Raw genomic sequence first — 12,583 nt, forward strand, 5'->3', positions numbered from 1 at the left:
GCCCCGCTGCGGAGCTTCAGCCGGGTGGGGGTGCAGGCTGGAGGCCCCCACCTGAGGTGCACGCGGGCCGGTTGTCAGTGGTCACCCCTAGCCTGATTCCGGCATTCCCGACATGGGAGAAAGAAGGTGCTATGCGAGGAGAAGATGCGGTGGACTGCGGGGACGACTGGGTTGCCGCAGGCTGGACTGCTCAGTACGCAGCGAACCCCCGAACACCCACTCCCGGGCCACCACCCAGCCCGGCAAGGAGAACCGCCGTCCGGCGTCCCCGGGCAATCCCGATCACGGCCCTGAGGACCTCGGAATCCTGAGCAACGCCCTCGCGGCACAAGGACTTCCCATCCGCACCATGCTGGCAGCACTGCACCAGGGAAGACTGATCTTCCTGGAACTGAACGTCGAAGACGCCGGTGACATCAACTCGATCGCCTTCTCTTCCGACGGCTCGCTGCTGGCCGTCGCCGCGAAGAACAGTCCGGTGCGCCTGTGGGAGACGGCGACCCTCGAACCGGCGGGCTTGCTGCAGACTTACCACGTCCACGGCGCTACCGACATCGCGTTCTCCCCGGCCGGTGGGGTCCTGGTCTCCATGGGCGAAGACGGGGCGATCCGCCTGGTCGACACCGTCACGGGCATGCCCCTCGGACTGTTCCCCAGCGTCATCAGCCAGTCCTCCAGCTACACCAGCCCGTTCCCCAGATACTCCGGCAGGGGTGCTGACGCATTCGCGCTCTCTCCCGACGGCCGGATGCTCGCTGTCTTGGCTGAGGTGTGTCGGGTGTGCGTATGGGACACCGACACCGGCGATCTCGTCGGCGACATCCACACCGGCGCCAACCCCGTAACCAGAATCGCGTTCGCCCCCGACGGCCGACTGGCCACCGCGATCGGGAACGTTGTACAGCTGTGGAACCCCGCCACCGCCGCTCCGGCAGGCGCGCTGTCCGTCAACGACGACCAGCACCCCCCCCTCTCGGCGCGATGGCGTTCTCCCCCGCGGGCGGGCTGGCAGCACTGATCTGCACCGGCTCCGGCATCAGCCCCTACGGCGCCCGCGGCCCCGAGGCGACGATGGAGCTGTTCGACCTGAGCACACACAGCAAGATCTCGCAGCTCGTCCCCAGCTACGTCGGCCACGGAAGCAAGGCGGTCTTCTCCCCAGACGGGCGACTACTCGCCACCACCTACGGCGACACGGTGTTCCTGTACGACACGAGCACCCACCAGTACGTCCGCCAGCTCGTCAGCGCCCCAACCGGCACACCAGCCTTCTCCCCAGACAGCAGGCTGCTCGCAACCGTCAGCAGTGCAGGTGTGCTCTTGTGGATCCTCCCCACGACCAAGACGTCGCCGAAGAGCAAGCTTCTGGCGAACCCGCTCGAAGGGAAGTGATTGATCATCATCCTTCCCTCTCCAAGTCGCCAGCCTCCACACGTGGGCATGAGGCAAGTGGTACCAGCGTGCTGTCGATTCTCGGGCTCTGTCTCACATTCGGCGGTAACGCAAAGTGTCCGTCATTGCAGTGGGTGATACCTGCAGGTGGGTCGACCTACCGCCCTGTCGGGTGGGTGCCGGCCCGTCTCCGTAGGATGCCCGCGCAGCGATTTCGCCGTCCCGGCTCCGCGGAGACCAATGAGAGGGACCTGTGTGCTGAAGCGCCTCCTCACCAGCCACCACGCGGCCGGCCAGGCGCAGTTTCCTCGACCAGGCAAGCGTCAACTGCGCCGTAACGCAGTGTTACCACCGAATGTGAGACAGAGCCGTTCATTGCACAGACCCTCGAACTCCGGCGCAACGGCTATGAGTCAGGGAGCTTGACCGTCCTCGGCCATGTGCTGAAGCAGAGACCGAAGCCGTTGAGACCAGTCGAGGGCGGGGAGATACACCTCCGTGTGTGCGGTGGCGAGGCTGTGGTAAACGGTGACCAGCTCGTTGACCGCTGCGAGAGCCTGCGGGATCCCGCCGGTGCTGTAGTGGCCTGCCGAGAGCTTCTTCAGGTAGTCCGCGAGGTGCGGCAGGTAGCGGTCGGGGCGTGCGGCAGCGAGCCCGCGGAGGATGGTGACGGCTTCCTCGAGTGCAGCGTGGGCGTCCTTGGTCCGCCCGACCTGCTCACGGCTGGAGGCGAGGATGTCGAGGTTGGCAGCTAGGCGGGGCAGGTAGGTTTCGGGGTTGTTGGCGGCGAGGTCGCGGCAGACGATGACGGCTTCTTCGCTCGCGTTGAGCGACTCCTGGATCCGCCCGGCTCTGGCAAGGCCTTCGGCGAGGTCGTTGAGGCTTCCGGCGTATTGATGGAGATAGGTGCCGGGGTGCCTTTCGGCGAGGTCGCGGTAGACGCTGACGGACTCCTTGCTGGCGCTGAGGGCCTCCTCTGTCCGCCCTCTTCTGAAGAGGCCTGCCGAGACGTTGTGGAGGCCAAGGGCGAGGTCGGGGAGGTAGGTGTCGGGCTGAGTGGTGGCGAGAGTGCGATAGACGGGGACGGCTTCCTCGAACAGAACGTGGGTGTCCTCCATCCGTCCGGCTCCCGCGAGGTTTGCGGCAAGGTCGCTGAGGCTTCTGGCGAGGTGGGGCAGGTAGAGGCCGGGCCGTGTGGTGGCGAGGCTGCGGTAGATGGTGACCACTTCCTCGGCTGCGGCCAAGGCATCTTCCGTCCGGCCGAGGTGCCACAGCTGGCTACCGAGGTTGTGAAGGGCGCCGCCCAGTTCGGGGAGGTAGGTGTCGGGGCGTCTGGTGGCGAGGTCGCGGTGGAGGGCAACCGCTTCGTTGCTGACGGTAAGAGCCTCCTCCATGCGGTCGGCTTCCTGGAAGGCTGCGGCGAGGTTGCTGAGGGTCCTGGCAAGGTCGGGGAGGTAGGTGTCGGGGCGTCTGGTGGCGAGGTCGCGGTGGAGGGCGACGGCCTCGTTGGCCGCAGCGAGGGCCTCATCGGTCCGGCCGACATCCCCGAGTTGGGTGCCCAGGTTACTGAGGACGCCGGCGAGCGCTGGGAGAAAGAGATCGGGGTGTGTGCTGGAGAGGCTGCGGTACAGCATGACCGCTTCTTGGCTGGCGGTGATGGCTTCCTCCAGCTCCCGGACGTCTCTAAGTTGGCTGCCAAGGTTCTGGAGACTCCTGGCGAGGTCGGGGAGGTAGAGGTCGGGCCGTGTGGCGACGAGGTTGCGGTGGATAGTGACGGCTTCCTTGATCACGACCAGGGCGTCCTCCATCCGCCCCAGTGCCTCGAGATGGACGGCGTGGTTGCTGAGGCTCGCAGCGAGGTCGGGAAGGTGTGTGTACGGGGGCGAGGTGGCAAGGCCGAAATAGATGGCCATGGATTCGTCGCTGATGGCGAGGGCTTCTTCCAGCCTCCCGAGCTCCCTAAGCCTCCCCGCAAAGTGGTCGAGGCTGCTGGCGAGATCGGGCAGGAGCCGGGGGTCTCGTTGGGCTCGCTGCCGGTAGGCATCGCTGGTGCGTTCGGTCAGGAGCGCGGCCCAGGGCGCGAGCATCTGGCTTGCCGCGGGCAGCTCGTTGGCCAGGGCTGTGAGGTCGTCGAGGGATGTGGCGGCGCTGTCGAGAATCTGCTGGAGAGCGTCGAGGATCGGGGTGGGGTGTTCGGACTGGGAGGCGACCTCGATCGCAGCGGGGGCGAGCGTGCCAGGGCTCGCGGCGATCAGGTCGGTGAGCTGTGGGCCGAGGTGGCGCAGTGGAAAGTGCGCGGCGGCGCGGGTGTAGAGGGTGAGGAGTTGGTCGGCTTGGGGACGGCTGATGCCGCTGGAGAGGTGGTGGGCCAGGGTGGGGACGTTGGTGAGGTGGCGTCCGACGAACCATTCGGCCAGGCGGTCGGGCTGTAGTAGCCCCCAAACGCGGTCGCTGCTGGCGGGTGGGTAGAGGCTGGCAATCCAGGTACGGACTCTTCTGCGCCGGTCGTAGGTCTCGTCGGCAAGACCGGGGATCCGGCGCAGGACGGTGTCGGCATCCGCGTTGGTGCAACCTTGGATGAGGAACGCCGCGGCCAGGGCGTCGGTCAGTGTCTCGTCGCCAAGACTGGACGTGAGTTTCCGGGTTTCGGCAGCGTTGGTCCAGTAGCGGCGTTCGTGGAAGAGCAGCCGGTCCTCGACAGTTCGTGCGGTGCTGGGTAACGGCGTTCTGGTGTGGTCGGGTTGGGTGGTGGTGGCGGTGTCGAGGAGGTCGGCGAGGGCGGTCATGTGCAGGGTCAGCGCACTCGAGAGGTTGGCCGCGTCGACGCTGCGGTTTCGGAGCTTGTCCGCGATGCTGGGCCAAGGGTGGTGCTGCCAGTCGCGGACGTTGGGCAGGTGCTGGGCATAGCGGTCGAGGGCTTCTTTGTAGGCCTGCTCGCGTGATTGGCCGGGTGTTGGCTCCAAGGGGCCGATGCCTGTGACCGTGGTGTCGTCGAGGAGGTCTTCGGCGCGGCGAGTGGCGGTTTGCAGGTTCTCCCACCAGTCGCCGGCAGTTCGGGCAAGCAGCAGGAGTCTGAACGGGCTGCTGCCTCGGTGACGGCCGGCGGCTTCGAGCAGGGCGAGGATCTGAGGGGCACGGATTTCGGCGTAGTCGACGACTACCAGCAGGGGACGGGCTGCCCCGGCGAGGACCGCCAGGCTCTCAGGCGCCGCGCTGGGGGCCAGCCACAGCACTTGGCTTCGTCCGGCGGAGAGGATGTCGGTGAGATGTTGAGCGAGGCGGGTTTTGCCCTGGCCGCCTGGCCCGTGCAGCAGGTAGGCGCCGAAGCCAGGCTGTTGGCTCCACGTCTGCAACTGCTCGACGAGGTCGGCCCTGCCTCGGAAAGGGACGATCTGGTTCCGGGCGTGCAGGAGCACGGTGGGGGATGCCAGGACGTCGGGGATCTGATCCAGGGTGTCGTCGAGGTGCTGCCATTCCACGGCCTCCAGGACGGTGCTGGCACCCGCGCCGTGTTCGGCCAGCACGGAGCGGAAGGCGTCGTCGCGCAGGAGCATGTAGGCGGGTACCGCTTCAAGTGCGGCGTGGGAGTGCCCACCGGGGTCGACGGCGATGACACCGGTGAGCAGGTCCTCGCAGAACAGGGCAGCTCCCGAGAGTCCGCCCCAGGGTGACTTCCCGTCCGCCCGGGGTGCAGGCGGATGGCCGTCGATGTTCATGACGTAGCGGTTGCCGACGTCCCGGTCCCCAGGGTTCAGGGTCCCAGTGAGGTGCTTGGTGTCGGTGGGCCTGCCCTTGCGCCTGACGAGGTCAGGGGAGCCCCAGGTTTCACAACGGGTGCCGGGCAGCGTGGTGGCGAGTCGGCCCCATCGCACCGGGCTGCCGTCCTCCGGAGGAACCCACCCGCTGTCGTCGACCAGGACGAGGGCGGCGTCGTCACGTCCATCCGGCGTGCCCCGCCAAACGACCCGGCCCGCGTACACGGGCGTCTCACCCGGGCGGAACACCGTGACACCCCCACCCCGCGCGGGTACCGCGTGGGCCGAGGTGATCACCAGATTCGGTGCTATCACATACCCCGACCCCGGACCGCCGGACCCCCGTACCACCACAACCCGGTTCTTCTCCACTGGCTGACCCGCCCCCGCGCGATGCGTCCGTTCCTGTGGGTTTCAGTCCTTGACCACTTCGTCGAGGTCGCCGGGACCCTCGTCGCTGTTGCTGTCACCGTGGACCATCAGGTCCGTTCCGTCCGCGTTCTGCGGCGTCAGGGTGAGCTTGACCTTGTGTGTGCGACCCCGCGCGGCAGTGCCCTCCGCTCCTGCGGTCACCACCCATGCCTTGAAGCCGGCCTTCGCCTTCGCATCCACCCGCACCTCCACGGCGAATTCCATTTCCACAGGGCCCACCTTGAACTGCAGGTTCTCGCCCGCCCCCCGGGCCGCCGCCTCCAGCAACTCGTCGCGGACCGCCGCCACCGCGTCCGCCAGCTCGATCTCCACCACAGACCCCCAACTCTCCTACCGGTCCGCGCGATTCATGACCGGCACTGCCAGTGAACTCACCCACCGTAGGGACAACACCACATCCGCCACAACACGCCGGGTCTGTACGGTCATCGGCTCTGTCCCGTAATCGGCTCTGTCTCACATTCGGTGGTAACGCAAAGTGTCCGTCATTGCAGTGGGTGATACCTGCAGGTGGGTCGACCTACCGCCCTGTCGGGTGGGTGCCGGCCCGTCTCCGTAGGATGCCCGCGCAGCGATTTCGCCGTCCCGGCTCCGCGGAGACCAATGAGAGGGACCTGTGTGCTGAAGCGCCTCCTCACCAGCCACCACGCGGCCGGCCAGGCGCAGTTTCCTCGACCAGGCAAGCGTCAACTGCGCCGTAACGCAGTGTTACCACCGAATGTGAGACAGAGCCGATTCTCGTGAACATCGAACAGCGCGCGACACGAGTGACTCCCAAAGTGGTGAACACGTGCTGTCCGAACTCGGGCTCTGGCTCATTTTCCGTGATCGGTCACTGAGAGTGTCCGGTGCTGGGAAGAAGCAAGCTCCGTAGTACGGCGGCGACTCTGCCGGGCTGGCTGAGGAAGGGTGAGTGGCTCGTGTGCCACGTCAATGTGCTGGAACAGCGCCTGCTCATCTCCCTCTGCAGGTCAGGTTCAATCGCGCGATCCTGAGTGCAGATGACGTAGGTGGAAGGCGTGCTCTGCCACGACTGGCGTTCCGGTACGCCGCGGCCACATCCGGGTTTCTGGGGTCGCAGCAACGACGCAGCCCAGGTCGCACGTTCGATCGGGGCGTCGGCGTAAAACACTTCTACGGCCGCGGCGGGATCCACGTGGGTCACGCCGTCTCCGTCTTGCACGATGGAGGAGGCGAGGAGCGTGGTCGAACCACCGAGACGGGCCGCACTCTCGCCTTCAGCAGGCACAAAGGCTGCCAGATACACCAAATGAGCAGCACCTGTCAGGCCGGTGATGACTGACCCGCCGTAAGAGTGGCCTACAACCAGGGGCGGCTGTTCCATGGCATCAACGACTGCTTGCACCGCTTCAGTGTCGGCCTGAAGCGAGCCACGATGCAGTTCCGGTACAGCGACCTCGACTCGGGCAGCAGCCAACTCCCCGACGACCAGGTCGAAGTGCTGGGGGTCGTGGTATAGGCCGTGTACCAACACCACACCACTCACGAAGATCCCCCAATTCAGTAGAGCATTCCTTCTCCCGCAGCCATGATCACCTGTGCGCCGCCGATCACGCCAGAAGCACTCGTTTGCGCAGGAGGGCGAATCCGGCTCGGCCGAACATCTGGCGCTTGAGCATCTTGATGCGGTTGACGTGTCCTTCGACAACGCCGGAACTCCAGGGCAGGGTGAGGCCGGCGATGACCGCATCGCGGTCACGGTCGATGCCGGCGGCGAGTGTGTGGAGGCCTGGGAGGTCGTCTCGCCGGACTGCATCGAGCCACTGCGGCAGCCGTTCGCCCTGGCGCTCGGTGAGCATTTGACCGAAGGAGCGGACGTGGCCGGTGAGGGCGTCCAGTTCAGGGCAGTGGACCATAATGGCTTTGAGTCGAAGGTGCTCCGTCTCGTTGAGAGTCTCCGGCCGGCGAAGGATCCATCCGGCAACGACGCGGGGTGACGGTGGCCGAGCTGTGACGGGGCCCGGCGAGAGCCGCTTCTCCCGGGAGTAGGCGCGAACCCGCTGGTAGCTGCCCTGATAGCCGAGCGGCACGATCTCTTCCCACACGGTCCAGGCGTTCGTGCAGCCCTGGTTCCAGCGGTCATCCAGGTAGGGCTTGAAGGCGTCGAGTATGGAGGGCCGGCCCTGCCACTGCCCGTGGAACAGGTCCTCTGGGGTGGCTGCGTCGGCCAAGAGCTTGACGGTGCGGGAGGTCATACGGAGTTGGCGGCCGATCGCCCTCCGGCTGAGCCCGGCTGCCAGCAGTTCGTGGACGGTCGCGTGCTTGGAGCGGGTGCGGTCGGCGAAACGATGCCCGGTAGGCCACGGCGAGCCGGACGGGTCTGCGAACTTCTCCGGCTGGGGGACGGACTGGGCTGGATCCGGCGCCAGGACCCGCAGGCACCCGCGGTGGTCTGCGACACAACGCTCGGCGGCCTCGCTCAGGTTGTGCCAGAGGTGCCACCTGTCTGCGACCTGCACCGCCTGGGGCGCCCCGGCGGTGGCCCCTTCGGCGAAGAACGGTGCCCGGTCGCGGCATACGACCTCTACCCCGGGCCGCTTCGCGAGCCAAGCGGCCAGACTGGAAGCCTCCCGGTCGGGCAGCAGGTCCACCGGACGCCGGCTTTCGACGTCGACCAGGACGGTCCCGTAGTGGCGCCCTTTGCGGGTCGCATACTCATCGACCCCGACCACGCGCGGGGCGGGAACTTCCGGGTCGGGCAAGGCTTCGACCAGCCTCAGCACCGTGCTGCGGCTGACGGACACGCCGAAGACTTTCGCCATGCGGGCCCCGGCCCGACCGGCGAGTGCGAGGCCGACCGCGGCCAGCGCTGACCGCAGGCGCTCGGTCCGCCGGCCGTACCGACGGGTCAGCCCCTGCATCTGCTCGGCGAAGGTCCGGCGCCCGCAAGAGATGACCGGGCAGAGGAACCTGCGGACACGCAGGCAGAGGACGACCCGTCTGCCACCGCTGGGTACATCAGCGGGAAACCGCAGGTAGGAGCTGTGAATCCGCCGTGACCAGCACAGACAGCCAGGGCAAACGGACTCGGCCGCCGTGCTCCGAGCCTCGATGCGTACCGACTCATCGTTCACGTCGACCGACAGCACCGCCACGTCCGCGATCGACGGGAACAGCAACTCTTCCAGCCGCAGCACCGTTTCTTCCACGAGCCGAACAGTCAGCCACATCGAACCGGAGGCAGATCATTTTCGGGCAACCTGCCCCGGGCCTGCTCGCCCCCACAATCGTCACTCAGCGTGGATAGTCCACGGAAAGTGCGCCAGAACCAAAACTCATGAACATCCGCGGCCCTCTTGATCGCCCACTGCTGACGGAACTCATCGACAAACGCTGTTCCTAGAAGTGAACGAAGCCAGCAGCCCATGGCAGCAGCCTGGTCACCTGATGACAGCCACTGCAGACCGCCACCTCGCCCTGAACCGAGACCATGGAATGATCACGAGATGACCGCGACGAGTAGTACGGACGGCCGCTCCAAGACCGAGCTGGTCGTCAACGAGATCGCCCAGGAGCTCCGAACCTTGGCCGACGGGGTTGCCTGGTTCTCCGGTCTCTCCCCGGCAGGCCAACGGGAGGTACTACAGCAGGTCAGCGGCTACGCGATGCAGGCACACATCACCGCCGCGGACGGCCGCGCCGGCGTGGCCCGGTCCGGGGTGAAACCCACCGCGAACCCCTCAGTGATGATCTGCATGGACCCACCCCGCTACGGATTCTCAGGCCTCCCCGCCGACGAATACGTCAAAGCGTTCCGCGTCCTCGTCTCCGTGTTCGCCGTCGCCGACACCCGCCGCAGACAGACGCACTGCAAGAACGCCTGCGGACACCCATGGCACAACCTGCCCTCAACGTCATCAGAAACCGAGCAGCCGTAACAGACGTCCACCCCAGCTCCAGCCCATGCAGCCGCCCAGAGCAGTCAGCAACCGTCGTACGCGAACACGGTCACCCGCTGACAACCAACCGCTGCCACCACACCACCCATTCACAGCACATCTCAGTCGCCCGGACAGAGTCGGCGTGAGAACTTCCACCCGTGGCTACGGAATCCGACGTCGGAGAGCTGTTGCACCAGCGCGGCTGGCGGACGGCATTCACGCTCGCTGAAAGGGTGAGCGGCTGGGCCGCCCTGGTGAGCGCCATCGAGCGCGGCTACGGCGACGACATCCACGAGTACTCCAACGATCTCTACTGCCGAAACTGGCTGCACGAGGCGTGGCTCCTGCTGGACGACCACATCGTTCAGCTCTGGACGACCGGTACAAGGCCGCGACCCTCGACGACGACGGCATAGCACTCGACCAGTTGCACGGGCTCCCCGGCCCCGCCCTATGGTGGTGGCGGCGACACCCCCGCATCCTCACCGGAGACCTCGGGCGTTCGCTTCGCTCGGCAGGCGCCATCGGCACCGCTCCGGACGCAGCCTCAGGCTCACAGGAGTACGGGAGATGACATGCAGGTTGCCGGTGCCGAGGTCTTCTCTTGCGCCGTGTGCAGCGCCCGGCTGTCCACGCCAGTGCGCGAGGTCCACCCGCCGGCAGAGGGCGAGGCATGGACACCGCTCGACTCCCCCGTCGAGCCCTGCCCGCCCAGGATGGCGGCGGGCACTTTCGCCCGTGACCCGCAGCCTGGACGCATCACCTGGGGCGCGTTCCTCACACGATTCCCGCAGGGCCTGTGCGGCCAACTCACCGCTCGCCGGGCCTTGAATCCGTCGATCAAGGCAAGACGGCTACGCGGTGGGGATGCGTGTCACCCCGGGACGACGATGCCGCTGTCCCGGCGGTCGTGCGGGGCCGTTCCGTCCAGGGAAACGCCCAAGAACGAAAGGAGGATCATCAGGGCTCCCCCGCAGACAATCGCCGAGTCGGCGAGATTGAAGACGGCGAAGTGCTGAACAGAGATGAAGTCGACGACGTGCCCTCGGAAGACCCCTGGTGCCCGGAAGATCCGGTCAGTCAGATTGCCGAGCGCACCCCCCGACAGCAGGCCCAGGGCGAGAGCCCACGGGAGGCTGTGGAGCTTGCGTGAGGCACGCACGATGACTACGACAACCGCGAACGCGATCGCCGTGAACACAGCAGTGACCGCCTGGCCCATACTGAACGCCGCGCCCGAGTTGCGTATCACCTGGAGAGTGAGCACGCGGCCGACAACGCCGACGGGCTCGTGGTTCTCCACCCGCGAGACGGCCAGGAACTTGCTGCCCAGGTCCAATGCATAGGTGAGACCAGCCGCTGCCAGCAATGCGGCCAGATGGCTCTTGCTCAGAGCTCGGGCGCCGGCTTCGGTCCCTGCTGTCTCCCGCTGGGGCTGCGAGGAACTGCTGGTAGGCATGATCCACTCCACTGATACAGAGCCGGCATGACGAGACGGCATTACGACACAATAGCCCCTGCCCTACTGAAGGCAGGCATATGCGGACACTACGTACCTGGCCAGCCACCATCAGTAACGAATGCCGGCTTGGCCGACTCAGCGGTGCGCGTTGAAGCACTGGAAAGGGACTGACAGGAATCCGGGAAAGTGTTCACTTCTGCTTTGACTCCGATCCCCTCGGATCCAGTCGGCGGCGTCCCGGGGACCTCTCTCAGCTCGGCCCACTCGACGTCCGCCATGCCGGGGGCGCCGTCAGCCAGGAGACCCCGGGCCCGGTGCGTCCAGGACGCCCGGAAGCAAGGCGGCAGGGTGGCGGCCGCCGCGTCAAGGAGCGAACAAGAGTCACTCGGAGTAGCATTTGGTGACAAGGTAGGGGCAATGGGTGCTATTGCCCCATCTCCACAGGACCAGGTCGGCGATGGGGCTCGCGTGATGAAGAGCACGCTCAATCGACTGATAGAACGCACCTACTTCCGCGGATTGGTATTCAACCAGTCCTGGGAGGATCCGCTTCTCGATCGTGAGGCGCTCCGCATATCGGCGGACCAGGACACCGTGCTGTCCATCACCTCGGGTGGCTGCAACTGCCTGAACCTCCTCTGCCTACGGCCCCGCCGGCTCATCTGCGTCGACCCCAATCCCGCTCAGACGTACCTGCTCGACCTCAAGCTGGCAGGCATCCGACACCTTGACCATGCCGACTTCCGCTCTCTCCTCACGTCCTGTGGCGGCACAGAGGCGGTGGACATCTACCGGCGAGCGCTGCGAGCCAAGTTGCCTGATGACGCACGAAATTACTGGGACAGTAACACTCGGATACTGGAACGCGGGATACTTGCCCAGGGCAAGCTGGGGTTCTTCTTGAAGTGGATTCGCCGCTATATGCGATGGCAACTCGGAGAGCGACGGATGCGCCAGTTCTTCGAGGTTGACGACATCGATGACCAGCGCGATTTCTACTACCGCGAGATCCACCCGCGATTGTTTCGCGATTCGGTACTCGAAATCCTCGGCTCCCGATGGGTGCTTGCCTTCGCCGGCATGCACCCCTCCCAGTACGACCTGATTCAAGACCGTCATGGCATAGGGCGATACATACGCGATCGCGTGGAATATGTGCTGACCACCGTCCCGATACGTGACAACTATTTCATCGCCCAGGCATTTTTGGGCGCCTACCTGGACGCGGAGAACGTTCCTCCCTACCTCCTCGAACGGAACTTCGACACCCTGAAGCAAACGGCCGATCGCGTAGTCAACGTCACAGCCTGGCTCACCGAGCACCTCGATTCATTGCCCGAGTCGTCGGTCGACAAGTTCAGCCTTCTGGACATATTCGACTGGATGAGCCGGGATTCTCTCCATACGACGGTGCGCAGCGTGCTCAGGGCTGGTACGCCAGGCGGCCGCTTCATCTACCGTTCCGCCGTACGCTCACTTCCTGTCCCTCCGGAGCTCCGAAGCGCGGTGGTCAGCGAGGACGATCTCGCCCACCGGCTCTTCGCGCAGGACCGGTCCTTTACGTACAGCAGCTTCTACATCTACCGAATTGATCAGCAGCGAGTCGCGGATCAATTGCATCGGACGTAACCTTGGGCCAG

General features: G+C 66.0%; 10 protein-coding genes. 5 read left to right on the top strand and 5 right to left on the bottom strand.

Translation table 11 applies throughout. The features are described from left to right. The first annotated feature begins 349 nt into the window (after positions 1-349). Positions 350-1,018 (top strand): WD40 repeat domain-containing protein, encoded by a 669-nt coding sequence (locus BX286_RS00095; protein WP_121014244.1) that lies wholly within the window; start codon positions 350-352, stop codon positions 1,016-1,018. Then, positions 982-1,392 (top strand): WD40 repeat domain-containing protein, encoded by a 411-nt coding sequence (locus BX286_RS00100; protein WP_121014245.1) that lies wholly within the window; start codon positions 982-984, stop codon positions 1,390-1,392. The genes BX286_RS00095 and BX286_RS00100 overlap by 37 nt, the downstream gene beginning before the upstream one ends. 413 nt (positions 1,393-1,805) lie before the next feature. Here the strand turns inward: BX286_RS00100 and BX286_RS00105 are convergent, their stop codons facing one another. The 4 genes from BX286_RS00105 to BX286_RS00120 all read right to left on the bottom strand — a co-directional run bounded on the left by BX286_RS00105 (position 1,806) and on the right by BX286_RS00120 (position 8,749). After that, on the bottom strand, positions 1,806-5,108 hold the full coding sequence (locus BX286_RS00105; protein ID WP_261993275.1) for a tetratricopeptide repeat protein: 3,303 nt from the start codon (positions 5,106-5,108) through the stop codon (positions 1,806-1,808). Positions 5,109-5,561: 453 nt separating this feature from the next. Next, a complete protein-coding gene (locus BX286_RS00110; protein WP_100864815.1) occupies positions 5,562-5,891 on the bottom strand; it encodes a trypco2 family protein in 330 nt (109 codons plus the stop codon). Between the two features lie 520 nt (positions 5,892-6,411). Further along, positions 6,412-7,086 (bottom strand): alpha/beta hydrolase, encoded by a 675-nt coding sequence (locus BX286_RS00115; protein ID WP_121014246.1) that lies wholly within the window; start codon positions 7,084-7,086, stop codon positions 6,412-6,414. 64 nt (positions 7,087-7,150) lie between these two features. Beyond that, positions 7,151-8,749: an ISL3 family transposase gene (locus BX286_RS00120; RefSeq protein ID WP_121017463.1), complete on the bottom strand. Its 1,599-nt coding sequence runs from the start codon at positions 8,747-8,749 to the stop codon at positions 7,151-7,153. Between the two features lie 297 nt (positions 8,750-9,046). On the opposite strand from BX286_RS00120, the gene BX286_RS00125 reads away from it, so the two are divergent. Together BX286_RS00125 and BX286_RS37175 are read left to right on the top strand one after the other, a co-directional pair. Further along, positions 9,047-9,478 (top strand): DUF5958 family protein, encoded by a 432-nt coding sequence (locus tag BX286_RS00125; protein ID WP_121014247.1) that lies wholly within the window; start codon positions 9,047-9,049, stop codon positions 9,476-9,478. 161 nt (positions 9,479-9,639) lie between these two features. Further along, positions 9,640-9,897 (top strand): hypothetical protein, encoded by a 258-nt coding sequence (locus BX286_RS37175; RefSeq protein WP_237293247.1) that lies wholly within the window; start codon positions 9,640-9,642, stop codon positions 9,895-9,897. A 458-nt stretch (positions 9,898-10,355) separates the two neighbouring features. Here the strand turns inward: BX286_RS37175 and lspA are convergent, their stop codons facing one another. Then, a complete protein-coding gene (gene lspA, locus BX286_RS00135; protein ID WP_079431453.1) occupies positions 10,356-10,940 on the bottom strand; it encodes a signal peptidase II in 585 nt (194 codons plus the stop codon). A gap of 474 nt (positions 10,941-11,414) precedes the next feature. On the opposite strand from lspA, the gene BX286_RS00140 reads away from it, so the two are divergent. Next, the gene (locus BX286_RS00140; protein WP_187344038.1) at positions 11,415-12,572 is read left to right on the top strand and encodes a DUF3419 family protein; all 1,158 of its coding nucleotides are present in this window, start codon (positions 11,415-11,417) and stop codon (positions 12,570-12,572) included. The last annotated feature ends 11 nt before the right edge of the window (positions 12,573-12,583 follow it).

The organism is Streptomyces sp. 3211.6 (assembly GCF_003634815.1).
Lineage (GTDB): Bacteria > Actinomycetota > Actinomycetes > Streptomycetales > Streptomycetaceae > Streptomyces > Streptomyces katrae_A.